This is a genomic window from Burkholderia sp. S-53 (genome assembly GCF_025560745.1).
GTDB classification, from domain to species: Bacteria; Pseudomonadota; Gammaproteobacteria; order Burkholderiales; family Burkholderiaceae; genus Burkholderia; species Burkholderia pyrrocinia.
The window spans coordinates 1,303,809-1,329,666 of sequence record NZ_CP090483.1 but is presented as its reverse complement, the minus strand read 5'-3'; the positions used below and the strand labels follow the sequence as shown (position 1 = coordinate 1,329,666).

18 protein-coding genes and 1 riboswitch are annotated in these 25,858 nt (G+C 69.2%); of the genes, 10 read left to right on the top strand and 8 right to left on the bottom strand.

The window, feature by feature from the left end:
• Positions 1 to 115: 115 nt before the first annotated feature.
• Positions 116 to 1,315 carry an MFS transporter gene (locus LXM88_RS11225; protein WP_262542235.1) on the top strand — a complete coding sequence of 400 codons (1,200 nt, stop codon included), beginning with the start codon at positions 116 to 118 and terminating at the stop codon, positions 1,313 to 1,315.
• A 21-nt stretch (positions 1,316 to 1,336) separates the two neighbouring features.
• Here LXM88_RS11225 and LXM88_RS11220 read toward each other — a convergent pair whose 3' ends face one another.
• The gene (locus tag LXM88_RS11220) at positions 1,337 to 2,509 is read right to left on the bottom strand and encodes an EamA family transporter (protein WP_262542233.1); all 1,173 of its coding nucleotides are present in this window, start codon (positions 2,507 to 2,509) and stop codon (positions 1,337 to 1,339) included.
• Between the two features lie 515 nt (positions 2,510 to 3,024).
• Here LXM88_RS11220 and LXM88_RS11215 point away from each other — a divergent pair.
• Together LXM88_RS11215 and LXM88_RS11210 are read left to right on the top strand one after the other, a co-directional pair.
• Complete coding sequence (locus LXM88_RS11215) at positions 3,025 to 3,378, top strand: type II toxin-antitoxin system RelE/ParE family toxin (RefSeq protein WP_262542232.1); 354 nt, start codon at positions 3,025 to 3,027, stop codon at positions 3,376 to 3,378.
• A complete protein-coding gene (locus LXM88_RS11210; RefSeq protein WP_048251311.1) occupies positions 3,375 to 3,656 on the top strand; it encodes a helix-turn-helix domain-containing protein in 282 nt (93 codons plus the stop codon). Before LXM88_RS11215 ends, LXM88_RS11210 begins: the two co-directional genes overlap by 4 nt.
• Positions 3,657 to 3,751: 95 nt before the next feature.
• On the opposite strand, the gene LXM88_RS11205 is transcribed toward LXM88_RS11210, so the two are convergent.
• The 3 genes from LXM88_RS11205 to LXM88_RS11195 form a co-directional block, all read right to left on the bottom strand.
• Entirely contained in the window at positions 3,752 to 4,540 is a 789-nt protein-coding gene (locus LXM88_RS11205; protein ID WP_262542229.1) for a molybdopterin-dependent oxidoreductase, read from the bottom strand.
• Between the two features lie 29 nt (positions 4,541 to 4,569).
• A complete protein-coding gene (locus LXM88_RS11200; protein ID WP_262542227.1) occupies positions 4,570 to 5,202 on the bottom strand; it encodes a cytochrome b/b6 domain-containing protein in 633 nt (210 codons plus the stop codon).
• 171 nt (positions 5,203 to 5,373) lie between these two features.
• Positions 5,374 to 5,643 (bottom strand): pentapeptide MXKDX repeat protein, encoded by a 270-nt coding sequence (locus LXM88_RS11195; protein WP_262542226.1) that lies wholly within the window; start codon positions 5,641 to 5,643, stop codon positions 5,374 to 5,376.
• A gap of 268 nt (positions 5,644 to 5,911) precedes the next feature.
• Positions 5,912 to 6,028, top strand: a riboswitch (TPP riboswitch).
• A 124-nt stretch (positions 6,029 to 6,152) separates the two neighbouring features.
• Between LXM88_RS11195 and thiC the strand changes: the two genes are divergently transcribed.
• The 5 genes from thiC to LXM88_RS11170 all read left to right on the top strand — a co-directional run bounded on the left by thiC (position 6,153) and on the right by LXM88_RS11170 (position 11,821).
• The gene (thiC, locus tag LXM88_RS11190) at positions 6,153 to 8,084 is read left to right on the top strand and encodes a phosphomethylpyrimidine synthase ThiC (protein ID WP_262542224.1); all 1,932 of its coding nucleotides are present in this window, start codon (positions 6,153 to 6,155) and stop codon (positions 8,082 to 8,084) included.
• 232 nt (positions 8,085 to 8,316) lie between these two features.
• Positions 8,317 to 8,532: a glycine zipper 2TM domain-containing protein gene (locus tag LXM88_RS11185; protein ID WP_262542222.1), complete on the top strand. Its 216-nt coding sequence runs from the start codon at positions 8,317 to 8,319 to the stop codon at positions 8,530 to 8,532.
• 208 nt (positions 8,533 to 8,740) lie between these two features.
• Positions 8,741 to 9,013 (top strand): hypothetical protein, encoded by a 273-nt coding sequence (locus tag LXM88_RS11180; protein ID WP_262542221.1) that lies wholly within the window; start codon positions 8,741 to 8,743, stop codon positions 9,011 to 9,013.
• A gap of 131 nt (positions 9,014 to 9,144) precedes the next feature.
• A complete protein-coding gene (locus LXM88_RS11175) occupies positions 9,145 to 10,071 on the top strand; it encodes a DMT family transporter (RefSeq protein WP_262542219.1) in 927 nt (308 codons plus the stop codon).
• 469 nt (positions 10,072 to 10,540) lie between these two features.
• Positions 10,541 to 11,821, top strand: a complete 1,281-nt coding sequence (locus LXM88_RS11170; RefSeq protein ID WP_262542217.1) for a sensor domain-containing phosphodiesterase — start codon at positions 10,541 to 10,543, stop codon at positions 11,819 to 11,821.
• A gap of 71 nt (positions 11,822 to 11,892) precedes the next feature.
• Here LXM88_RS11170 and arfB read toward each other — a convergent pair whose 3' ends face one another.
• From arfB to recC, 4 genes are read right to left on the bottom strand one after another with little or no spacing between them, the layout of a single operon-like run.
• Complete coding sequence (gene arfB, locus LXM88_RS11165) at positions 11,893 to 12,297, bottom strand: alternative ribosome rescue aminoacyl-tRNA hydrolase ArfB (protein ID WP_096472899.1); 405 nt, start codon at positions 12,295 to 12,297, stop codon at positions 11,893 to 11,895.
• Positions 12,294 to 14,594 carry an AAA family ATPase gene (locus LXM88_RS11160; RefSeq protein ID WP_262542213.1) on the bottom strand — a complete coding sequence of 767 codons (2,301 nt, stop codon included), beginning with the start codon at positions 14,592 to 14,594 and terminating at the stop codon, positions 12,294 to 12,296. Before LXM88_RS11160 ends, arfB begins: the two co-directional genes overlap by 4 nt.
• The gene (recB, locus tag LXM88_RS11155) at positions 14,591 to 18,301 is read right to left on the bottom strand and encodes an exodeoxyribonuclease V subunit beta (RefSeq protein ID WP_262542210.1); all 3,711 of its coding nucleotides are present in this window, start codon (positions 18,299 to 18,301) and stop codon (positions 14,591 to 14,593) included. Before recB ends, LXM88_RS11160 begins: the two co-directional genes overlap by 4 nt.
• On the bottom strand, positions 18,298 to 21,636 hold the full coding sequence (gene recC / locus LXM88_RS11150; RefSeq protein ID WP_262542208.1) for an exodeoxyribonuclease V subunit gamma: 3,339 nt from the start codon (positions 21,634 to 21,636) through the stop codon (positions 18,298 to 18,300). Before recC ends, recB begins: the two co-directional genes overlap by 4 nt.
• 182 nt (positions 21,637 to 21,818) lie before the next feature.
• Between recC and LXM88_RS11145 the strand changes: the two genes are divergently transcribed.
• Positions 21,819 to 24,110 carry an FUSC family protein gene (locus LXM88_RS11145; protein ID WP_262542205.1) on the top strand — a complete coding sequence of 764 codons (2,292 nt, stop codon included), beginning with the start codon at positions 21,819 to 21,821 and terminating at the stop codon, positions 24,108 to 24,110.
• Between the two features lie 295 nt (positions 24,111 to 24,405).
• A complete protein-coding gene (locus LXM88_RS11140; protein ID WP_262542202.1) occupies positions 24,406 to 25,773 on the top strand; it encodes an amino acid permease in 1,368 nt (455 codons plus the stop codon).
• Positions 25,774 to 25,858: the final 85 nt, after the last annotated feature.

Genomic DNA, 25,858 nt, shown 5'->3' with positions numbered 1-25,858 from the left:
CCCGGCAGGATTCACGACGCTCCGGTATGATCGGCAGCCTCGGCCGGCGCCCGGCCCGCCTGCGCACCCGGCGCGTGCGCCGCGCGCCGCGCCGCCCAACTTCGCCCGCGCCGCCATGTCCACCGCCTCCACCGACCGTCCGACCGACGCCGCCTCGCCCCACTACTCGCGCAGCCTGCTGTTGCTGCTCGCGACGATCGCGGGCGTGTCCGTCGCGAACATCTACTACAACCAGCCGCTGCTCGACAGCTTCCGTTCGGCCTTTCCCGACGGCGCGTCGTGGATCGGCGCGGTACCGACCGCGACGCAGCTCGGCTATGCGGCCGGCATGTTCCTGCTCGCGCCGCTCGGCGACCGCTTCGATCGTCGCGGGCTGATCCTGATGCAGATCGCCGGCCTGTCGGTCGCGCTGATCGTGGCAGCCGCTGCGCCATCGCTGGCCGTGCTCGCCGTCGCGAGCCTCGCGATCGGCGTGCTCGCGACCATCGCGCAACAGGCCGTGCCGTTCGCGGCCGAGATCGCGCCGCCCGCCGAACGCGGGCACGCGGTCGGCACCGTGATGAGCGGCCTGCTGCTCGGCATCCTGCTTGCGCGCACGGCCGCCGGTTTCGTCGCCGAGTATTTCGGCTGGCGCGCGGTGTTCGCCGCGTCGGTCGCGGCGCTCATTGCGCTGGCCGCGGTGATCGTGCTGCGGCTGCCGCGCAGCTCGCCGACGTCGACGCTGTCGTACGGCAAGCTGCTCGGCTCGATGTGGCATCTGGCGGTCGAACTGCGCGGGCTGCGCGAAGCATCGCTGACGGGCGCCGCGCTGTTCGCCGCGTTCAGCGCGTTCTGGCCCGTGCTCACGCTATTGCTCGCCGGCGCGCCGTTCCATCTTGGCCCGCAGGTGGCCGGCCTGTTCGGGATCGTCGGCGCAGCGGGTGCACTGGCGGCACCCTACGCGGGCCGTTTCGCGGACACGCGCGGCCCGCGCGCGATCATTTCGCTCGCGATCGCGCTGCTCGCGCTGTCGTTCGTGATCTTCGCGCTGTCGGGCTCGAGCCTCGTCGGGCTCGTGATCGGCGTGATCGTGCTGGATGTCGGCGTGCAAGCCGCGCAGATCTCGAACCAGTCGCGCATCTATGCGTTGAAGCCCGAGGCGCGCAGCCGCGTCAACACGGTGTACATGGTGTGCTATTTCATCGGCGGCGCGCTCGGCTCGTCGGCCGGCGTCGCCGCATGGCACGCGTTCGGCTGGACCGGCATGTGCATGGCCGGGCTGCTGTTCACCGCGCTCGCGGGCTGGTCCCACCATCGCGGCGGCCGGCGCGGCTGAGCGCGCCCGGCAGCGCCGGCGTCACGCGTCGGCGCGCGGCGTGGCCGGATCGTCGGCGGGCGGCGGCGCGAACGCCTGCGCCGGCTCCATGGCGACTGCCGGATCCATCACGGCAGCCGGTGTCGGTACCGCAAGCGGGACGGCGGAAGGCACCAGGATGGGCGCCGCATCCGGCAGCGCGATCTGATCGGGTGCGGACGCAACGTCTGCCGCCGACGCGGCCGCCACGGCCGGCGAACCGACAGCCGCCGCGCGTGCCGCGGGCCGGCGCGCCGGATCGAATACGAACGACAGCCCGACGCTGCCGAGGATCGCGACGGTCGCGACCACGGTCGCCATCGTCACGGGTTCGCCGAGCAGCAGCGCACCGAGCGCGACCGCGACGATCGGGTTCACGTACATGCAGCTGCTCGCGATGATCGGGCTCGTGTGGCGGATCAGATAGCCGTACGCGACATACGCGGCCATCGTGCAGAACACCATCAGGTACAGAAACGCGAACACCGGCCCCACCATCACGTGTTCGATGCGTTCGCCGATCAGCCACGCGACGAGCGTCGAGATCAGGCCGCCGAGGCCGATCTGCAGCGACGTCGACAGAAACAGGTCGGACGGCAGCTTGAGCCGCGTCGCGAGGTGCGCGCCGCCCGCCCAGAACAGCGCGCCGGCCAGCACGCAGATCGTGCCGAGCGCCGAATTCTGCGCCGCTGCGCCGCCCGAATTCAGCACGACGATGCCGACCATCCCGAGCGCGACCGCCGCCCACTCGCCCTTCGTCACCGGCCGGCCGGCCACCGCCGCGATCACGGTCGCGAACAGCGGCACCGTGGCCACCATCACCGCGGCCGAGCCGCTGCTGACCGAGCTGATCCCGAGCGCGATCGTGCCCGACGACAGCGCGACCAGCATCGTGCCGACGATCCCCGCATTGCGGATCTCCAGCAGCGTCGGCCATTCGGGCTTGCGCCGCAGCGCGAAGATGAACAGGCCGATCCCGCCGAGCAGGTTGCGCAGCCCCGACAGCAGCAGCGGCGGGAACGACTGCAGCGCGAAATGCAGGCCGCTGTAGGTCGAACCCCAGACGAAATAGATGAACACGAGCGCCAGCGCGACGCGGCCGCCGCGGCTTTGCGGCAGGCGGATCCGGAACGAAAGGCGGGAAAGGAAATCGAGGAGACGATCGAGCGGGGTCATCGGGCAACCCGCCCGCACGTCGCGCCGCGTGCTCCGCTGAAAGACGCCGGCAATGCCGGCAAACGGTCCTGGCGGGACCGGGAAGGCAGAGCGAACGTGCGGAACGACATGGCAGTGCGAACGGCGACGAAAGAGAACCGGCAAGCGGCGGCAGAGGGACAAAAAAACGCGCGCAACCGCTTCGGCTGCGCACGCTCGGCATTATGGCATCAAGGATTCGAAAGCATCGCCAGACCTGTCTGAAAGGATAGGGACTGACGTTTCGGCGCGACATTTTTCGGCCGACGGGCGGGTGAAATCCGGGGCCGGATGCGCAATGCGCACACGTTGCCGGCGGTCGTGCCGCACGCAATTCCGCACTCGATCCATCGCAATCCGTAACGGTCGAACCAGACCTCGGCCGAACGGCCAGTCATGCGCGCCGGCCCTCGCTTCACGCTTATCGTGACGGACGGCACACCCTCCCCGTGCCGTCCGCAGCCTCCATTCGAAACCCGCACCAGGCATATAAAATTTTGTATAATTCGACCATTCTTCCGCCGAAGCCGGTCGTGTTCGTCGGCAGCGCGCTCGACGATCTTCGCGACTTTCCGCTGCCTGCGCGACGTGACGCCGGCCACCAGATCGACCAGGTGCAGCGCGGCCTCGCGCCCGACGACTGGAAGCCGATGCGCACCGTCGGCGTCGGCGTGCGGGAAATTCGCCTGCGCGATGCGAGCGGCGCGTTCCGGATCATTTACGTCGCGACCTTCGCCGACGCCGTCTACGTGCTTCACTGCTTCCGGAAGCAAACGGCGCGCACGAACAAGACCGATATCGACCTGGCCGCCCGGCGTTATCGCTCGCTGATGATGGAGTTGAAACGATGACCAATGAACGTTACACGAACGTCTGGGACGCAATCGAGGGTCAGCCGGCCGAGGCCGAGAACATGAAGCTGCGCTCCGAACTGATGATCGCGCTCAAGCAGCGCATCGCGCAGCTCGAGCTCAGTCAGGCCCAGGCTGCGCAACGGCTGGGCGTCACGCAGCCGCGCGTCTCCGACCTGCTGCGCGGCAAGATCAACCTGTTCGGGCTCGACGCGCTCGTGAACATGGCCGCGGCAGTCGGCCTGCGCGTCGATCTCCAGGTGCGTGAATCCGCATGACGCATGACGCATGACGCGTAACGCGTAACGCGTAACGCGTGACGCGCGATGCAGCGCGGCACGCGCATGCGCTGCGCTGCCGAGCCATGCGCCGCTCACGATCCGCCGAACCAGTTGTATCCCTGATCGACCCAGTAGCCACCCGGAAACGTGTCGGTCACGAAGATTTCCATGATGTGTTTCGGGTTCTTGTAGCCGAGCTTGGTCGGCATCCGCAGTTTCATCGGGAAGCCGAATTCAGGTGGCAGGCGGCGGCCGTCGTACTCGAACGCGAGCAGCGTCTGCGGATGCAGCGCGGTCGGCATGTCGATGCTCTCGTAGTAGTCGTCCGCGCACTTGAAGCCGACATATTTCGCATGCGTATCGGCGCCCGCGCGCGCGAGGAATGCGCCGAACGGCGTGCCGCCCCAGCGGCCGATCGCGCTCCACCCTTCCACGCAGATGTGCCGCGTGATCTGCTCCGCATGCGGCAGCGCGCGAAGCTCGTCGAGCGTCCACACGCGCTTGCCCGTCACGCGGCCGGACAGCACGAGCCGATAGGTCGATTCATCGACGTGCGGCACGTCGTCGATCCCGTAGTACGCGTTGAACGGGAACGGCCGCGTGATGTCGGCTTCGGTGTAGGTCGGCGCGAGCCGGTCGGGGCTGAACAGCCACGCCTGCACGCGATCGTTCATGCGCGACACTTTCTCGAGGAACGCGTTGACCGACGCGTCGTCCTGCAGCGTGCAGCCGGTCAGCATCGTCAGGCCGCCGAGCGTCAGCACGCGCCGGTTGAAGAGCCGCCGCGACGGCATCTCGAGCTCGCGCCGCACGTCGAGTTCGAGCGACTTCCGGTCGAGTGTCCAGCGCGGGCGGTCGCGCTTGTGTTCGGATTCGGACATGATGATTTCCTTCGGCACCTTCGTGCCGTTCAACGGCCGCGCAGCATCGCGAGCAGCGAGCGCGGCACCAGCAACGCCATCCCGACGTGCACGACGAAGAACGCGACGAGCAGCGACATCGCCCAGAAATGCACGACGCGCGCGTTGTCGTAACCGCCGAACAGTTCGCGCAGCAGCGGGAACTGCACGGATTTCCAGATCGCGAGCCCCGACAGCACCAGCACGACGAGATCGGCGATCGCGGTCAGGTACGCCGCGCGCTGCACCGCGTTATAGACGCTCAGGTCGGCATGCGACAGCCGCCCGCCGAGCGCCGCGCGCACGTCGCGCCACACGGATGCCGGCGTGACCGGCAGCATCTTGCGTACCAGGCGCCCGGTCGCAAGCGACATCGTCAGGTAGAACAGCCCGTTGCCGACGAGCAGCCACATCGCCGCGAAATGCCATTGCAGCGCGCCGCCGAGCCAGCCGCCGATCGTGATGCCGTGAGGAAACGTGAACGGCGGATAGATCGGCGACGCGTCGTAGATGCGCCAGCCGGACAGCGCCATCAGCACGGCCGCGAGCGCGTTGAGCCAGTGGCTCGCACGCACCCAAAGCGGATGGATCGGGCGCGCGGGCGGCGTGGCGGCCGCGCGCCCGGTGGCGGGAACGGTTTGCATGATGAAAACTCCCGGAATGAGGCGACGGAGCGCGAGAAGGGGCCGGAGACCGGCCACGCAGCGCATGCGCTGATGCGCGACGTGGCGCGTGCCCCGCGCGTCAGCCGGCACCGCGTGCCGTCCCGGCACGCAGCGGCGACACGCGCGTCGGCCGCGCTCCGTCCGTTTCCGTCAGTTCGACGGGGCCATCTTGTCGTCCGATTTCGGCTTGCCCATCGAGTCGTGCGACATCGCGTCCTTCTTCATCGCGTGCTTCTTCATGCCGCCCTTCTTCATCGCGCCGTCCTTGGCCATCGCGTCGTCCTTCGCCATCGCGTCGTGGCCCATCGCGTCCTTCGACATCGACGAACCTTCCTTCGACATCGCGTCGTTCTGCGCATACGCGCCGGTTGCGACCATGGCGAAACCGGCGACACAGGCTGCGATCAGTACTTTTTTCATGACATCTCTCCGAAACATGGGTTTGAGGAGCCGAATAGACGGAAGACGTCGCGGGAAATGACAGGCGTTTCGAAAATATTTTTTTGGGCTGCCAAAAGTGCCGCAATGCTGCGCCGCGCCGTCATTGTCAGCCGGGCTGCAGGGCCGTGCGGCGGCGTCATGCATCGCGGCATGCGCGGCAGGCGCGCCGCCCGCAATGCTGCAACTGCACCGCGGCAACCGATGTGCCGCCGGTTGAAACCGCCGCAAAGCCAGTGTATCGTGTGCGCTGCTAACGCGGGGGTCCTGCAATGCGCCCGGTCAACAAACCGGCATTGCGGGTGAGAAATACCCTTTGAACCTGATCTGGATAATGCCAGCGCAGGGAAGCGTACGGATTCCGCCGCCATCCTTCTGACGAAATCCGCCGCCTCACCAAGCCTCGTCTCCTGCTTAGCTCGAGCCCCACATTCGTCAAGGGCTCCGGGCAAGCGCCGCAGCGCCTGTCCGGCGCTCACACAGGAGATTGCATGAACGCCAATCCGAAGTTTCTGTCCGCCGACGCCCACGTCGATGCCGCTGCCGTCGCGCCGCTGCCGAATTCGCGGAAAGTCTATGTGACCGGCTCGCAGCCCGACATCCGCGTACCGATGCGCGAAATCACGCAGGCCGACACGCCGACCGGCTTCGGCGGCGAAAAGAATCCGCCGATCTACGTGTACGACACGTCGGGCCCCTACACCGATCCGGAAGCCACGATCGACATCCGCGCGGGCCTGCCTGCACTGCGCCAGCGCTGGATCGAAGCGCGCGGCGACACCGAAGTGCTCTCCGGCCTGTCGAGCCGCTACGGTCTCGAGCGCGCGGCCGATCCGGCCACCGCCGACCTGCGTTTCCCGGGCCTGCACCGCAACCCGCGCCGCGCGCAGGCCGGCAAGAACGTCACGCAGATGCACTACGCGCGTCAGGGCATCATCACGCCGGAAATGGAATACATCGCGATCCGCGAGAACCAGCGCCGCGCCGAATACATCGAGAGCCTGAAGACGAACGGCCCGAACGGCGCGAAGCTCGCCGCGATGATGGGCCGCCAGCATCCGGGCCAGGCATTCGGCGCTGCCGCGTTCGGAGCGAATGCGCTCGCCGAGATCACGCCCGAGTTCGTGCGCGACGAAATCGCGCGCGGCCGCGCGATCATTCCCGCGAACATCAACCACCCGGAATCCGAGCCGATGATCATCGGCCGCAACTTCCTCGTGAAGATCAACGCGAACATCGGCAACTCGGCCGTCACGTCGTCGATCGGCGAGGAAGTCGACAAGATGACGTGGGCGATCCGTTGGGGCGGCGACACGGTGATGGATCTGTCGACCGGCAAGCACATCCATGAAACGCGCGAGTGGATCATCCGCAACAGCCCGGTGCCGATCGGCACGGTGCCGATCTACCAGGCGCTCGAAAAGGTCAACGGCAAGGCCGAGGACCTGACCTGGGAGATCTTCCGCGACACGCTGATCGAGCAGGCCGAGCAAGGCGTCGACTACTTCACGATCCACGCGGGCGTGCGCCTGCAGTACGTGCCGCTCACCGCGAACCGGATGACGGGCATCGTGTCGCGCGGCGGCTCGATCATGGCGAAGTGGTGCCTCGCGCATCACAAGGAAAGCTTCCTGTACGAACACTTCGAAGAGATCTGCGAGATCATGAAGGCGTACGACGTGAGCTTCTCGCTCGGCGACGGCCTGCGTCCCGGCTCGATCTACGACGCGAACGACGAAGCGCAGCTCGGCGAGCTGAAGACGCTCGGCGAACTCACGCAGATCGCGTGGAAGCACGACGTGCAGGTGATGATCGAAGGCCCCGGCCACGTGCCGATGCAGTTGATCAAGGAGAACATGGATCTCCAGCTCGACTGGTGCAAGGAAGCGCCGTTCTACACGCTCGGGCCGCTCACCACCGACATCGCACCGGGCTACGACCACATCACGTCGGGCATCGGCGCCGCGATGATCGGCTGGTTCGGCACCGCGATGCTGTGCTACGTGACGCCGAAGGAACACCTGGGCCTGCCGAACAAGGACGACGTGAAGGAAGGCATCATCACGTACAAGCTCGCCGCGCACGCCGCCGATCTCGCGAAGGGTCACCCGGGCGCGCAGGTGCGCGACAACGCGCTGTCGAAGGCGCGCTTCGAGTTCCGCTGGGAAGACCAGTTCAACATCGGTCTCGATCCGGACAAGGCGCGCGAATTCCACGACGAGACGCTGCCGAAGGATTCGGCGAAGGTCGCGCACTTCTGCTCGATGTGCGGCCCGCACTTCTGCTCGATGAAGATCACGCAGGACGTGCGCGAGTTCGCGGCGCAGCAGGGTGTGTCGGAGACCGAAGCGCTGAAGAAAGGGATGGAAGTGAAGGCGGTCGAATTCGTGAAGACCGGCGCCGAGATCTACCACCGTCAATAAGCGCACGCGGCGGTCCGCACCGGACACGCATCGCGATGCACGAAGCCCGCTTTCGAGCGGGCTTTTTTGCGTCGCGCGTGCCAGCCGATGCACGGGAAACAATTGATTACGAATCCGCGCGAGGCTTAACAAGTCCTTACAGCAGCGTCGCCAGACGGCGCGTAGATTGGGATCATGCGTGGCCGCCAGCCGGTCGCGCGTCCTTCCGTTCACGACCACAAGGACAACGATCATGACCTATTCGATTCGACGTATTGGGGTATGCGCGCTGCTCGTCGCGACGGTGGCAAGCCTGTCGGCCTGCGACTCGATGACGACGCGCCAGCGCAACACGGCAATCGGCGCGGGTATCGGCGGCGTCGCCGGCGCGGCGATCGGCGGCAACGCGCTGTCGACGCTGGGCGGCGCGGCGGCCGGCGGCATCATCGGCAACCAGGTCGGTAAATAAGCCGACCGGCTCCCCGGCCGCCGCGCGAAGCGCGGCGAGTTCCGGCCTGACGGCGTTTTCGCACTGCGGAAGCGCCGTTTTTCGTATGCGGCGCCGCAGCACGCCGCAGCGGCCCGGAAATGGTCCGTTACCGTTTTGCACACCCTGTCATCGGCGCGCGGCCTAAGCTTAAGCATCTGCCGATAGCCGGCTCCGCCGGAGAGACATCATGAACAGGATCCTCGTCGCCGCGGCGCTCGCCTGCACGACGCTCGCCGGCTGCTACTACCCGTACGGCTACTATCCTGGCGCCTATTATCCCGGCGGTTATTACGCGGCCGCACCGGTGCAGCCGGCCCCCGTGTACGTCGATCCGGGCCCCGCCTACTACTATCCGGCGCCTGCGTACGCACCGGCGTGGGGCGGCTATTGGGGACCGGCGCTGTCGCTCAATTTCGGCTTCGGCGGACGCGGCGGACACGGCGGCTGGCACCATCACTGACCGGGCAGCCGGGCAGCCTGCGGCTGTAACCGGCGCATCTCCCGTTTCTTGTCGTTTCATCCAATCGTGAAGCGACGGCGTGGCAGCGCGGTGTAAGATCCATCGCATCCTGTCCCTCGCCCTCACGATCGATGTCACCCAAGAACGCCATCCTGCTGACCGTGCTCGCTGCCCTGTGGGGCGCGTCGTTCCTGTTCATCCGGATCGGCGTGGTCGATTTCGGCGTCGCGCCGCTGATGGCGCTGCGCGTCGGCATCGGCGCGCTGTTTCTCACGGGCTTTGCGCTGACGCGCTTCAAACCCGCCGATCTCGGCGCGCGGCTGCGCCGTCATGCATGGCCGTTGTTCGTCGTCGGCGCACTGAACTCGGGCATACCGTTCTGCCTGTTCGCGTTCGCCGAACTGACGCTGTCGGCCGGCCTGACGTCGGTGATCAACGCGACGACGCCGCTGTGGGGCGCGCTCGTGGCCTACCTGTGGCTGAAGGACAAGCTGTCGCTGCCGCGCGCGCTCGGCCTCGTGATCGGTTTTGCCGGCGTGATCACGCTCGTGTGGAACCAGATCGCGAATGCGCACGGCGACACGGGCGCCAGCGCGACCGCGCTCGCCGCCGCCGCGGCGCTCGGCGCGACGCTGCTGTACGGCATCGCGGCCAATTACACGAAGCGCAAGCTCAGCGGTGTCGATCCGCTCGTCAACGCGGCCGGCAGCATGATCGGCTCGACCGTGCTGCTGCTGCCGTTCGCGATCGCCACGTGGCCGGCCGCACCGGTCAGTGCGCACGCATGGGGCTCCGTGCTCGGCCTCGGCATCGCTTGCACGGGCATCGCGTATTTCATCTTCTTCTACCTGATCGCGCATGTCGGCCCCGCTCGCGCAATTACCGTGACGTTCGTGATCCCGGTGTTCGGCCTGCTGTGGGGCGCGCTGTTCCTCGGCGAGCATGTGTCCGTCGTCATGATCGAAGGCTGCGCGATCGTACTCGTCGGCACCGCACTCGCGACCGGCGTGATCAAGCGGATTCCCGGCCTGGGGCCGCGTAGCGGCGAAGCGACCTGAGGATCCGGGCACACGCCGCCGTTCGTCGTTCGTCGTGACTTGATCGCCGCCTGCTCCCCGTTGCGCTGAGGATGGCGCTGCAGCGCGACGGCATCCGTCTGACGGCGACGTTCGGACGCGCCCGCGGCGGACTTTCCCGCACCGCCACGCGCGCCATGCGGCCATGACGCAGTTCATGCCGCCGGATTGTCATGTGCTTCCGCGGCACCTTTCACTGCGTAGCGGTCATGCACTGCGCGCACTCCAGCGACGCCGGTCATCGCTGCGCGCTGGCCAGGGCCGCGCCGTGTCCCGTGTGCGTCTGGAGTTTCCCTGATACGCGCGCCGTCGCATTCCCGTTACACTCGTAACATTCTTTCGCCGAAGGCGGTCACGATGCCTCACGTTCTTTCGCGTCCGCCTGCGCGTGCGACTGCTTTGGCGTGGCGGCGCGCTGCCGGCCCGCCGCTCGCCCCTGGGCACCGCTGACATGAAGCCCGCCCGCGACCTGTCGCTCGACTCCCTGCTCGAACGCCTCACGCTGACGCCCGGCGGCTGGCACGCCACCTATCGCACCACGACGCTGCGCAGCGTATTCCAGCCCGTGCTGTCGATCACGCACAAGCGCGTCGTCGGGTACGAGGCGCTGCTGCGCGTCGTCGACGCGAACGGCGCGCTGATCTCGCCCACTGCCCTCTTCGACAAGACGCGCGCCGACGCCGACGCGCTGCTGCTCGACCGGCTCGCGCGCTGCCTGCACACGGCCAATTTCGTCGCGCAGGGCATCGGCGACGGCTGGCTGTTCCTGAACGTGACACCGCGCGTGCTCGATTCGGGCCTCGTGCAGCGCGAGTTCGTCGAGGCGCTTTGCCGGCATTTCGTGTTGCCGCCGAACCGCATCGTGCTTGAAGTCATCGAACAGCCGGCACGCGACGAAGCCGCGCTCGCCCGCACGATCGACATGATCCAGCATCGCGACTTCCTGATCGCGATCGACGATTTCGGCACGGGATTCTCGAACTTCGACCGCGTGTGGCGCGCGCGGCCCGACATCGTCAAGCTCGATCGCTCGCTCGTCGAGCGCACGACCGGGTCGGCCGACGACCGCCGCATCATGCATCACCTCGTGTCGATGCTGCACCAGGCCGGCGCGATGGTGCTTGCCGAGGGCGTCGAAAGCGACGACGCACTGCAGGCGCTGATGGAGGCCGACATCGATTTCGTGCAGGGTTTCCAGTTCGGCCAGCCCGACACATCGATCGCGCACGCGAGCGCGGCCGCGCCCGCGATGCTCGACGCCGCGTGGAAGCGCTTCATCGCCCGCCGGCACACGCCGGTCGTCGCCGAGCAGCCGGGATTCGACGCGATCGAGCGGCTCGTGCTCACCGGCGCGGCCGCGTTTTCCGCCAGCGGCAACCTGCAGGATGCCGCGCAACGCGTGTTCGCGGTGCCGGCCGCGCGCCGCGTATTCGTCACCGACGAGATCGGCGAGCAGTTCCTGCCGTCGATCGGCGCGCCCCCCGACGACGGCCAGGCAATCGCCACCCGCCTCTCGCCGCTGTTCCCGGAAACCCACAGCAACTGGTCGCGGCGTCCGTACTTCCAGCGCGCGATCGCCGCGCCCGGGCGCGTCGCGCTGATGGGCCCGCACTTCTCGCTGACCGAAGGCCGCGACTGCTATACGGCCGCCGTCGCGATCCGCGCGCAGAGCCGGCTCGTCGTGTTCTGCGTCGACTTCGTGCTCGACAGCGCGGGGACCGTGATGCGCTAGCCCGCCGGCGCTGGCGGCATGCGTTCGCCTGCGATGCCCGTCGAGCGTGCGGCGCCCCGGCCATCCATTCGTCAGTCGACTATCTTCCCTCTTCCCGACTTCACCGCGCTGCGGCGCGACTTGTGTTCGAGCCGTCGCTCCTTCGACGCGCGCGTCGGCCGCGTCGCGACCCGTGCGCGCGGCGTGAACGCGACGCCGGCGATCAGCGCATCGAGTCGCGCCAGCGCGGCTTCGCGGTTTTTCTCCTGCGTGCGGTATTCCTGCGACTTGATCACGACGATGCCGTCGCGCGTGATGCGCTGGTCGGACAGTGCGAGGAGCCGCTCCTTGATGACCGGCGGCAGCGACGATGCGCGGATGTCGAAACGCAGGTGAATCGCGCTCGATACCTTGTTCACGTTCTGCCCGCCCGCGCCCTGCGCGCGCACGGCCGTCCATTCGACTTCGGCGGGATCGAGCGTATAGCGAATCATCATCGCGAAGCCTCCGTGCGTCGCCGTGCGAGCGCCTCGTCGACGCGGGCCGCGAGCCCCGAATCGCGCTGCGTGCGCGTCGCGACCGCCTGCGCCAGCACGCGCCGCGGCCCGATCACCTGCACCCGCGTGCGTGCCCGCGTGACGGCCGTATAGACGAGTTCGCGCGTGAGCACGCGGCCGAACGATGCCGGCAGCACGAGCGCGGCTTCGTCGAATTCGGAGCCCTGCGATTTGTGGACCGTCAGCGCGAACGCCGTTTCGTGCGGCGGCAGCGCGGCCGGCGACACTGCGCGCGCGGTGCCGTCCGCACGCCTGAACCACACGCGCAGCACGCCGTGCGCGTCGGGCAACGCGATGCCGATGTCGCCGTTGAACAGCCCGAGCGCATAGTCGTTGCGCGTCACCATGATCGGCCGCCCGGTGAACCAGTGCGCGCCGACCGCGAGCGGCACGCGCGCCGCATGCCGCACGTGCGCGGCCACGAGCGCGTTGACGTGCTCCGCGCCGCGCAAGCCGCTGCGCGTTGCGCACAGGATCCGGAACCGGTTGAGCGCGTCGAACAGCGGCAGCGGATCGGGTACCGGCGCGGCCAGCACGCCGCGCAATGCATCGAGGTATGCGCCGAACCACCGCGCGAGCCGCTCGACCGTCGACGACGCAAGCGACTCGCCCGCATCGTCGTGGAACGACGCGGCAGCCGCGTCGTCCGCGGGCAGCGCATCGAGCGCGGCCTGCACGTCGCCGCGGCGGATCGCAAGCGACAGCCGCCCGATCGGCGAATCGAGGCCGAAGCGGTAATTGCGTTCGAGCCACACGACACAGTCGGCGAGCGGTGCCGGTGCGGATGTGGCAGGCGACGCAGCGGGTTCGCCGGGCAATGTCGACGTCACCGACGCAAGCGCCGCGTCGCCGGCGTCGAACGGCGGCAGCTCGACGGCGTCGAGCCACGCGAGTTCGTCGACCTCGATCCATGCGGGGGCACCACCCGCATCGCCGATATCGTCGGCATCGGTCAATGCCGGACCCGCAGACGGCGATGGCGCGACGTCGGCCGCGGCAACCGCGTCGTCCTGCGGTTCGTCGTCGAACAGCGACGCCTGTCGCGCATCGGCGCGCGGACGTGACGCCCGTTTGCGCGAAGCGGCGGCAGATGCCGAAGCGGAAGCCTGGGCCGGTGCCGCAGCGGAAACCGGATTCACGGCAGGCACAGTCGCCGTCGCGGCTTCGTCGGGCATCGGCAACGCCGCGACGAACGCCGCCTCGTCGATGCCGAGCGCCTGCGCGATGCGCGTGCGCGCCGCGGCGGTAAACGCCGGCCGCGCGCTCAGCTCCGCGAACACGGCGCCCGCCTCGACCGCGGCCAGTTGATCCTTGTCGCCGAGCAGCACGAGCCGTGCGCCCGGCGCGAGCGCGTCGAGCAGGTGCGCGGCGAGCGCGACGTCGATCATCGATGCCTCGTCGACGACGATCAGGTCGTACGGCAGCGGATTGTCGCGATGATGCCGGAAGCCGGCCGCCCCGCCGCCGCCCAGCAGGCGATGCAGCGTGTACGACGTGTCGGGCAGGCGCGCCGCGAGTTCCGGCGGCAGGTCGCCGGCCCGCGCATGCAGCGCTTCCTGCATCCGCTGCGCGGCCTTGCCCGTCGGTGCGGCCAGCGCGATGCGCAGCCCCGGATGCGCATCGAGCAGGCAGGCCAGCACGCCGACGACGGTCGTCGTCTTGCCGGTGCCGGGACCGCCGCTGACGATCGTCACGCGGCCCGTCAGCGCGACGATCGCCGCAACGCGCTGCCAGTCGACGTCGCCGGTCGCGGGCCCGAAGTAACGCGCGAGGTTGTCGCGCAACCGGTCGGGCGACATCCCGTCGTCCGGCGCCGCGACGCCGGCTTGCGCCACGAGCGCATCGGCCAGCCGCCGTTCGTAGTCGAAATAGCGCGACAGGTACAGGTGATCGTGCCGGTCGACGATCAGCGGCCGCTCGTCGCCGCGCGCGAGCGTGCCGAACGCGACCACGCCGCTCGCGGCAAGCGCCGCACGGATGTCGTCGAGCGGTTCTTCGTAGCGCTGCGCGAGCGCGCCGAGCGCGACGCACACGTGGCCGCCCGCGGTTGCGCGGCTCGTCGCGAATGCGGCGCGCGCCGCCCAGCGCGCGGCCGCGGCCGGTGCGCCGGCGCGGCGTGCGAGGTCGCCGATGCGGCGCGCGAAGCCTTCCGCGAGCGCAATGCCGAAATCGGCGGGCTCAGGCAGCCGCGCGACGAGGCCGCCGGTAAATTCGAGCAAGTCGTCGGACGCATTCATGCGCGGCCCCCTTCCATCATCCGGTCGAGTGCGTCGACGAGCACGCGTTCGGGCCGCCGCGCATGCACGCCGGCCGGCGCGCCGCCGCTGCGCCAGTCGGGCCGCACGCCCCGTATGAACAGGTACAGGTAGCCCGCGATATGCGTGTCGTAGTCGTAATCGGGCAGCCGCCCGCGCAGGTAGCGATGCAGCGCGACCGTGTAGAGCAGCGCCTGCAGGTGATACGCGTGATCGGCCATCGCGACGTCGAGCGCGCGCGGGCCGTAGGCGTCCGGCGTCGTGCCGAGATGGTTCGACTTCCAGTCGACGATCCAGAAGCGGCCGTCGTGTTCGACGATCATGTCGATGAAACCCTTGATGAAACCGGCGAGCATGCCCGCCTCCAGTGCAACGTCCGGGTAGCCGTGCGCGACCAGCAGCCGGCGCAGCGCCGCCAGGTCGAGCGACGGTGCCGGGAACAGGAACCCCATTTCGTCGAGCCGCTTCGCGGGATCGAGCTCGGCGAGCCGCATGCCCGGCACGAGCTCGGTGCGCACGACGTCGTCGACGAGCCGCGCCATCATCGCCGGCAGGCGCGTCGCGAGTTCGGGCTCGGCCTCGACCGGCCGGTCGTGCAGCGCGCCGAGCGCGGCCTTGTGCCACGACTCGGGCTCCGTGAACCGGCTGAGTTCGAACAGGCGGTGCAGGCATTCGCCCGCCGCTGCGCCGCGCGGAAACACGAGGATATCGTCGTCGGGCGGTTCCGGCGCAACCGTATCGGCCAGGATGAACTCGCCGTCCGGCGCCACCTCGGCAAGCGCGTCGTGATCGGGCCGCAGCTCGTCGTCGGGCACGGCTGCGACGCCGGCCTCCTCGCGCGCCATCGACGCGGTCAGCGAACTGAAGCTCGCCATCCGCCACGCATCGCGCAGCACGCGCGTCGCATGGCGCGCCGCGAGCGTCTGCGATGCGTCGTGCCCGGCCGCGAGGCGCTCGCGGCGCGCGGGCACCGGCAGCGGCGCGACGCTCACGGGGCCACCCGCGAGCGCAAGCCACGCGGCATCGAGCGCGGCTTCGTCGGGCGGCTCGTCGAGCCACGCATCGAACGACTGGCCGGCGCCGGCGACGAGCCAGTTGAGCACGCTGCGCCGCGCTTCGCGCGTCGAGCGCGACGACTGGTACGGCCCGGCGACGACGTAGCTGCGATAGACCGCGCGCGTGAGCGCCACGTAGACGAGCCGCGCGCGTTCCGCGGCCTGCTCGCGCAGCGCCTGCCGCGCGGCGTGCGCGGCCGCCTCGTCGTCGCATCCGTAATGCAGCACCGCGTCGCCCGCGTCGTCGTGATACTCGCGCGCATCGGGCAACGCGGACGCCGGCGGCTCGCGCAGGCCGCCGTCGTTCAGGAACGGACAGAACACGATCGCGTATTCAAGGCCCTTCGACTTGTGCACGGTCACGATCTGCACGAGGTTGCGATCGGATTCGAGACGCAACTGCGCTTCCTCGCCGCCGCCGTCGAGCCGTTGCGCAGCGAGCCAGCGCAGCGTCGGCGCGATGCCCGGCTGCGCGGATGCGCGCGCCTGCGTCAGCTCGGCCAGATGGTTGATGTCGGTCACGCGGCGCTCGCCGTCCGCGCCGGCCATCAGCCGCTCGGCGATCCGCAGCTCGCGCGTGAACGTGCGCCACATCACCGCAAAACCGCGTTCGCGCCACAGCAGCCGATAGCGCGAGAAACGCTCGACCCAGCTCATCGCGTCGGCACTGTCGGCCGCCGACGCTTCGTGCGACGCATCGCCGTCGCCCTGTTCCATTCGCCACAGCGCGCCGGCATCGAGGCCGAACCAGTCGGCCGCGAGCGCCGCGCGCAGACGCCGCAGGTCGCCCGGCGCATCGATCGCCGCCAGCACGCGTTCGAGCTGCTCGGCGTCGCCGGTCGAGAACACCGAGGCCTGCGCCAGTTCGACGCTGCCGATGCCCCACGTGGCGAGCACACGCTTCACGAGACTGCCCTGCCGGTGCGTCTGCACCAGCACCGCGATGTTGCCCGGCGACAGCGGCGTGTCGCCCAGCCGCACGCGCCCTTCGCGCGCGCCGCGCATCAGCCGCGCGATCTCGGCCGCGCAGGCCTGGGCGGCCTGCGCCTGCGCGTCGCGCTTGAGCAACGTGCCTTCGCCGCCCGGCAGCGCCCAGACCCGGAAATCGCCGGCCGGGCCCGGATCGGTTTCGTCGACGAACGGCGCACGCACGCGCGTGCCGGCTCGCACCGCGTAGTAGTCGAGCCCGTCGAGCACGAACGCGCGCGGATTCGACATGAAGAAGCGGTTGCACGCATCGACGATCGCGGGCGTCGAGCGCTGGTTGACCGCGAGCGTGTAGCACGCGCTCGCGCTCTCGCGTGCCGCAAGATAGGTATGCAGATCGGCCGCGCGGAAGCTGTAGATCGCCTGCTTCGGATCGCCGACGAGGAACAGCGGCCCGCCCGGCGCGAAGATGCGGTCGAAGATCGCGAACTGCAGCGGGTCGGTATCCTGGAACTCGTCGATCAGCGCGGCCGGATAGCGCGCGCGCAGCGTCTGCGCGAGCCACGGATGCGCATGCAGCGCGTGGTACAGGTTCGCGAGCAGATCGTCGAACGAGACGACCCGCCGCGTACGCTTGCGCTCGGCCAGTTCGCCCGGCGCCATGTCAAGCCATTCGGCGATCAGCGCGAGCCAGCGCGCGCGCTGCGCGGCTTCGGCCGCGGCCACGGCCGCTTCGAGCGCGTCGGCCACGTCGAAGAACGCGTGTTCGGGGGTCGCGCCGCCCTTTTTCGTCGCTTTCACGAGCGCGGTGCGCGTGAGCTTCAGTGCGGCCTTCGGCAGCGCGGCCGTCGCGTCGCCCTGCGCGAAATGCGCGGCCCACGCGGCGAGCGCATCGGCGACCGCGTCGGGCTTGTGCGAGCGCTGGTTGAGCGCGGGCTGCGCGGTGCGCAGCAACGCATCGATCGCGTCGCGCTCGGCCGCCCACATCCGCGCCGCCTCGGCGAAACATTCGGCCGCGGCGGCCTCGGCCGATTCGTCCGGCTCGGTCACGCCGTCCCAGCGCAGCGCGGCGAGCGGCTTCTTCAGCCGCCGCGCGAGCTGCGCATCGAGCGCGGCCGGGCCGGCGCCCGATTCGACGAGCCAGGTCGCGAAGCCCGGCCAGCGCGCGGCCGCCGGTTCGACGCGCGTGCGCCAGAAGTCCGCCGCGAGCTCGAAGCGCAGCGACGCATCGTCGGCCTCCATGTCGAACGCGAACGGCATCGCGGCCGCGAACGGCGCTTCCTGCAGCGCGCGCTGGCAGAACGCGTGGATCGTATGGATCGCGGCCTGGTCGAACGCGCGCAGCGCGCGCCGGATCCGCTTCGCGGCCGTCTCGGGATCGAGCGAGCCGTCTTCGCCGAGCGTGGTCTCGAGCAGGCGCGCAATGAACGGATCGCCGCCGTCGTCGCCCGTGTCGAGCACGTGCGCAAGCTGCGCGAGCCGGCCGCGAATCCGCTCGTGCAGCTCGGCCGTCGCCGCCTTCGTGAAGGTCACGACGAGGATTTCGTCTGCACCGAGATCCTTTTCGAGCAGCAGGCGCACATACAGCGCGCAGATGTTCCAGGTCTTGCCGGTGCCGGCCGATGCCTCGATCTGGTTGACGCCGTCGAGCGGGCACGCGAACACGTCGAGTTCGAGCGCCGGCTGCGGCTGCGACACGGCGCTCATGCGACCTCCTTCAGATGTTCGACGAGCGGCTCGAACACGAGCCGCGCGAGCGTGCCGAACGGCTCGTCGAGCGACGCATGCGCACCGCGCCACGCGATCGCGATGGCCGGATCGTCGGCTTCGCTCACGACGCGCTCGTTGATCCAGACGCTCGCGGCCTTGGCTTCGCCGTCGGACACCCGCGCCCACGCACTGCGCGGGAAAAACCGCAGCGGCGTGCGCCGCCCTGCGCGAAACAGCGCGGCAAGCGGCGCGAGCCGTTCGAGCGGCGCCGCGACCGGCGTGAGCTCGAACGCGCCGCCGCTGCCGAACCATAGCGTACGGCGCGGGCCGCCCGGCTCGACCGCGCAGTACACGAGATGCGCGAGCCACGCGGACAGGTAGTCGCGTGCGCTCGGCCGCGCATAGCGGTAGATGATCTGCCCGGCCGGCGTGAGCCGGTTCAGCGTGCCGTGCAGCTCGAGCGGCGCGCTCACCGCGTCGCCCGACAGCATCGCGTCGTCGGCGCCGAACAGCGCCTGTTCCGTATCGGGCCACGCGGGCACGATGACGAGCGAAAACGGCCGCCGCTCGATGCCGTCGGCCAGCGCACGGCGCACATGCGACGCAAGCTGCGTCATCGACCCGAGCGCCTGGTCGCGCCACACGGCGCCCGTCGCGCCGCCCGGCAGTTCGGGGCTCGCATCGGCAATGCGCAGCGCATGATCGTGCACGGCGCCGTCGTCCGATTCGATCAGGAGCGGCAGCACGCGTTCGGCGAGCGCGTCGCTGCCGGCGAAGTCGAGCGTGAACGGCTCCCTGTCGAGCAATTCGGCCTGTGCGTCGGCGAGCACGATGCCGAGCCGTGCGCGCAGCAGCGCACGCGCGGGATGGCGCCAGAAGCGCTCGAATTCGCTGAACGCGACGGGCTCGACCGGTTCGGCCGGCAGCGGCTGCGCGAAGAACGGCAGTTCGCGCGGCCCGTCGCGCGACGCATCGGCGGCCAGCAGCGACGCGAGCGCCGCACGCTCGGCGTCATAGGAAACGAGCCCGCTGCCGGGATGGAAATACGCGGCCGCGAACGGTTGCAGCGGATGCTCGACGATGAACGCGCGCCGCGCGGCATCGACGGCGTCCGGCGCCGCGTCGGGCCCGGCCGTGACGAGCGCGAGATGGTCGAGCAGTTCGTCGACGAGCGCCGCGGGCGGCAGCGGCGCGTTGTCGCGGATGCTGCGGCCCGTGTACGCGATCAGCAGCCGGTCGCGTGCGGCGAGCAGCAGGTCGAGAAACAGGTTGCGCTCGTCGTCGCGGCGCTGCCGGTCGCCGAGCTTCGGCATCACGGCCATCAGGTCGAATTCGTCCGCGCGCGCGAGGCTCGGCAGCACGCCGTCGTCCATCCCGAGCAGGCAGACGACGCGGTACGGCAGGCCGCGCAGGCTCGTCAGCGACGAGAACGTGACGCCGCCCCACGGCACCCCGCCGCGCGCCGGATCGTCGAGCGCCGCGGTCAGCCCCGCGCGCACGACGGCCGCCGGCAACGCTTCGTCGGGCGCGCCCTCCGTCATCGCGGCCAGCATCGCGTCGAGCGCGTCGCGCACGCCGGCAAGCGCGTCCGCATACGCGGCGCCCGAATCGAAGAAGCGCGCGAGCGTGTCGGCGAACAGTTCGCTCCAGCCGCGCGGCGTGTGCGATTCGGCGAGCCGCCGCGCGAAGCCGTCGAGATCGTCGGTAAAGCGCGCGAGCCGGCCGAGCAGCTCGGCCTCGCTGCCCGTGGCCGCCTCGATCGGCAGCCACGCGCCGACCGGCGCCGCACCTTCGGGCATCGCATAGCCGAGAAAGAGTCGCGCAAGCGCATCGGAGAACGTATGGCGCGGCGAAGGCACGGCCGCGTCGTCGCTCGCGAGCGGCGACAGCCCGCGCCGCGCGCCGGCGGCCGCGAGCCAGGTCTGCACCGTCTCGAGCGCGGCCGCATCGATGCCGTAGCGCGCCGCCACCGCGTCGACGCGCAGCCACTCGACCAGCTCCGGCGCGCCGACCTGCCGGTCCGGCAAGGCGAGCCAGTCGAGCAGCACGCGCGCGACCGGGTTCGCCTGCGACGGCGGCAGGCCGGTGATCCGGTAAGGCACGCGCGCGCCGCCGGCGCCGGCCGTGCCGAACACGGCATCGATCAGCGGCCCGGCCGCCGCCAGGTCGGCCACCGCAACGAGCACGTCGGACGGCTGCAGGCTCGCGTCCGCGTCGAACCACGCGAGCAGCCGGTCGTGCAGCACCTCGAGCTGGCGCGCGAGGCTGTGGCATACATGCACCTCGATCCCGCGCTCGGCCGGCGCGTCGCCGGCTTCGGCCTCCGGCTGAAGCTCGAGGATCGCGTTCTGCACGCGCGCGAGCCACGTCGGCGCGGGATTCTCGACGAAACGCGACGCATCGCCCGACGCGGCGCTTTCAGTCAGTTCGTGCAGCATGTGCAGTTGCGCCTGCGTCTGCCGGCCCCACTCGGCGAGCAGCGGATGGCCGACTTCCTGGTAGTCGAGCCGCCCGGCCGCATCGAGCGCCTCGGCATGCGCGGCGGTCACGATGTCGAACCAGAACTCGCGGCACGGGTTCAGCGCATAGACGCGCACGTCGATCCAGCGCGACAGCTCGCGCAGCAGCGCGACGTGCAGCGGCGGCATCGTCGGCAGTGCGAACACGCTGACCGATTCCGGCCAGTCGACGCGCGCGACCGCATCGGCATCGAGATGGCGCGCTTCGACGAGGAAACGGTGCGCGGGCGGCGTGCCGCTGTCGCTCAGTTCCGCGAGCAGCGCGCGCCACAGCGCGGCCTGCCAGCGCTCGTCGTCGCGCGCGGCGTCGCTGATCCCGCGCGGTGCGCCGTCGCCGGCGAGAACCGACTCGCCGGCCTGCCACGCGGCCAGCCATTCGGGACGATAGGTCAGGTAATGATCGAGCACGGCCGCGACGCGATGCGCGAGCTCGTAGCGCATCGCATCGTCGGACGCGGACAGATACGCGGCCAGCCGCGGCGACGCGAGCCACGGCGCGCCGTCGGCCGCCTGCGCGAACAGCCGGTAGCAGCGCCACACGAGGCGGTCGGGCGCGAACGGCGAACGCTTGGGCACCTCCATCACGCGGCCGATCTGCGCCCACAGCCATTGCGCGAGATACGTGAACTCGACGTTCGCGCACACGCCGTTGCGCGCGGCGATGTCGAGCTCGAGACGGCGGCGCAGCGCCGCGCTCGGCACGATGACCTGCTGCTGCGCCCACGGGCCGTTGCGGGCCGGGAACGCGGCCAGATCCTCGAGCAGCGCGTCGGCCAGCGTTTCGTGACGATTCGAATAGAAGAGATGGAGCATGAGGCAGGCGTCGGGACCTCGCGCCGGCCGGGCCGGGCGAACAGGGTCCCCAAGGATAGCAAATGGGCCGCCGCCGCGAGCCTCGTCCGGAAAGCCAGGTTTTGCGGAACGCGAAATACGATAGACTCGTCGCCAGTCAACACGCCGCCCCCGGGCCTCTTCGTCTGCCATTCAGCCCATCGATGCGCTATTCGGTCGAAATCAGAAAGTTTTTCTACAGCCAGTACTTTTTCGGCGGCCTGCGGATCGCGGTCGGCGTTTCGCTGCCGGCCGTGCTGTGCCTGATCGTGTTTCACAACCGGGAGCTCGGCTTCACGATCTCGACGGGCGCGCTCGGCGCATGCGTCGTCGACATGCCGGGCCCGCTCAAGTACAAGCACAACGAAATGCTCGCATGCAGCGTGATCGGCTTCCTGGCCGCGCTCGCCACCGGGCTCGCGACACCGAACATCTTCGCGCTGTGGCTCACGATCGTGCCGCTCACGTTCGTGCTGTCGCTGATCGTCGTCTACGGCAACCGCTGGCCGCAGATCAGCTTCGCGACGCTGTTCATGATGGTGATGACGCTCGAGGAGAAATTCACGCCGCTGCAGGCGTTCGTCAACGCCGGCTGGATTCTCGCGGGCGGCCTCTGGTATACGTACTGGGCCACGCTCGTGTCGCAGTGGCAGGCGCGCCGGATCGAGCAGCAGGCGCTGGCCGAGAGCCTGTTCGCATGCGCCGACTACCTGCTCGCGCGCGCGCAGTTCTACGATCTCGATGCCGATCTCGACGAGTGCTATCGCAATCTCGTCGCTAGGCAGATCACCGCGGTCGAAACGCAGGAAACCGCGCGCGACATCGTGCTGCGCAACCTGCCGAAGCTGAGGCGCGGCAAGCTCGATCCCGGCCGCACGACGATGTACAACCTGTTCATCAACAGCGTCGACCTGCACGAGCTGTTCGTCGGCGCGCACACCGACTACCCGCTCGTGCGCAACACGTTCGGCGGCTCGGATCTCATCATTTTCTACCGCGACCTGATCCGCAAGGCGGCTGCCGATCTCGAGGAGATCGGTCTCGCGGTGCTCGAGAACCGCGCGCCGCATTCGCGGATCAGCGTGAAGGCCGAACTGCGCGCGATCGAGTACGAGATCGAGCTGATGCGCAAGAAGAACTTCGCGGCCACCAACGCGGAAGCGTATGCGGCCGTGCTCGCGACGTTCCGGCGTATCTGGAGTGCGACGCGCCTGATCGAACGGATGCGCCGCAACCTGTCGGGCCACGCCGATCCGCAGCAGACCGAACTGAAGATCGACAAGGCGCTCACGCGCTTCCTGCAGCGCCGCCGGATGTCGCCGCTGCTGATCTTCTCGAACCTGAACATGCGCTCGCCGAGCTTCCGCCACGCGCTGCGCGTGACGATCGCGGTCGCGGTCGGCTTCTGGCTCGGCCGGCTGCTGCCGCTCACGAACGCGTACTGGATCGTGATGACGACCATCATCATCCTGAAGCCCGGCTATTCGCTGACCAAGCAGCGCAACGCGCAACGGATCATCGGCACGCTGATCGGCTGCGCGGCGAGCATCGCGCTGATCTACACGGTGAAGGAGCCGCACCTGCTGATCGCGATCATGTTCGGGTCGATGGTGATGAGCTACAGCCTGCTGCTGTTCAATTACGCGGCGAGCGTCGTATTCACGTCGTCGTACGTGCTGCTGATGTTCCACCTGCTCGCGCCGGGCAGCATGCGGATCATCGGCGAGCGCGCGATCGACACGGTGGTCGGCTGCATGATCGCGATCGCCGCGAGCCGGTTGTTCCCGTACTGGGAATACCGGTTGATGGGCAAACAGGTCGCCGACATGCTCACCGCGACCCGCAAGTATTTCGAGGCCGTGTGGCGCGCCGGTCGCGGTGTGTCGTCGCCGCCCGTGCCCACCGCCGACGGCGCGGCCGTGGTGCCGGTCATCGCCGCGGCGGTCGAGACGCCGGCCACGAGCCTCGACGACGACTACCGCTACCGCCTCGCGCGCAAGGACGTGCATATCGCATTCGCGAACCTCGGGCAGGCGTTCCAGCGGATGATGATCGAGCCGAAGGCGCATCAGCGTTTCGTGCCCGAACTGAACGACCTGCTCGTGCAGACGCATGTGCTCGGCGCGCAGATCACGGCCGCCGCGCCGCTGATCCGCAACGCGTGCGCGGCCGACGGCGGCCTCGTCCATGACGACGCGCTGCAGCGCGGCCTCGCCGCCGTGCTCGACAATCTCGAGAAGGCCGAGGCCGGCGAGCCGCCGCCCGCCGATCAGCTCGACGCGTCGAAGCAGATCACGCGCGATCTCGACGCGATGGTCGTGTCCGCGGAAAAATCCGCTGCGGTCGGCGCCGAGCTCACGCACGACCTGAAGGTGCTCGCGCACCAGTGCAAGCAGATGCTCGCGTCGTCGCTGCTGATCCGCAAGGACGCAAGCATGATCCGCCTGCCCGCCTGACCCTGCCCGACTGTTCCCGCCGGTGGCCGGCCCGCGCACGACGCGGCTCGGCTACCGGCGTTCCCCGATTCAGCGATCCCCCGAAGCATGACCCGCCCGCTCCACGCGGCCCGCGCATCCGCCGCGCGACTGCCCCACGCCGTATTCCGCTCGTCGCGCCAGTCAGGGAATACCCGATTCCGGTTACCGGGCCCGGCTTGTTATCATTCGTTCACATTCAAGTTGTATAGACAACTTGAGCCAATCGGACCGGTCCCGCTCGCCCGGTCCGTCGCATAACGATATCGGAGACTCGATGAAAAACTTGCAGCGCCATCTGAGCGCGCGGCACATCCGCTTTCTCGCGCTGGGTTCGGCGATCGGCACCGGCCTGTTCTACGGTTCGGCGTCCGCGATCCAGCTCGCGGGCCCGGCCGTGATCCTGGCGTACATCCTCGGCGGCGCGGCCGTCTACATGGTGATGCGCGCGCTCGGCGAGATGGCCGTGCGCGAACCCGTCGCCGGCTCGTTCGGCCACTACGCGACCGAGAATCTCGGCCCGTTCGCGGGATTCGTCACGGGCTGGACCTACACGCTCGAAATGGTGATCGTCGCGATCGCCGACATCACCGCGTTCGGCATCTACATGGGCTTCTGGTTTCCGGACGTCCCTCAATGGATCTGGGTGCTCGGGGTCGTCGCGATCATCTGCGGGCTGAACCTGTGCCACGTGAAGGTGTTCGGCGAGCTCGAATTCTGGCTGTCGATCATCAAGGTCGGCGCGATCGTCGCGATGATCGGCGGCGGTGTCGCGATCCTGCTGACCGGCATGCATTTCGGCCGTTCGGCCGACGTGCCGACGTTCGCGAACCTGTGGAACCATGGGGGCTTTCTGCCGAACGGTGTCGGCGGGCTGATCGCGTCGCTGTCGGTCGTGATCTTCGCGTACGGCGGGATCGAGGTGATCGGGATGAGCGCCGGCGAAGCGAAGGACCCGGAGCGCGTGATTCCGCGCGCGATCAACGCGGTGCCCGCGCGCATCCTGCTGTTCTACGTGCTGACGATGGTCGTGCTGATGTCGATCAGCCCGTGGACGGGCGTCGGTAACGAAGGCAGCCCGTTCGTGCAGATCTTCTCGGCGCTCGGCGTGAAGTCGGCCGCGACGATCCTCAACCTGGTCGTGATCAGCGCGGCGATCTCCGCGATCAACAGCGACATCTTCGGCGCGGGCCGGATGATGTTCGGGATGGCGCGGCAGGGCCAGGCGCCGCGCGTGCTGATGACGACGTCGCGGCACGGCGTGCCGTGGGTCACGGTGCTCGTGATGGCGGGCGCGCTGCTCGTCGGCGTGCTGCTCAACTTCCTGATGCCGAAGGACGTGTTCCTGGTGGTCGCGGCGATCGCGACGTTCGCCACGGTGTGGGTGTGGCTGATGATCCTGCTGTCGCAGGTGGCCATGCGCCGCCGCCTGTCGAGCGCCGAAGTCGCGGCGCTGAAGTTCAAGGTGCCGCTGTGGCCGGTGGCGCCGGCACTGACGATCGCGTTCATGGGTTTCGTGATCGTGATGCTCGGCTGGTTCGACGATACGCGTGTCGCGCTGTATGTCGGCGCGGCGTGGCTCGCGCTGCTCGCGGTCGTGTTCTACGCACGGATCCGCCCGAAGTTCGCACCTGCGTCACGTTGACGCACGGCTGACCTGCCTGCGCGGCGCGCCGGTTTCGGCGCCCGCTTCTTTCCCGGCTCCGCGCGGCGCCTGCCGCGCCGCGCAG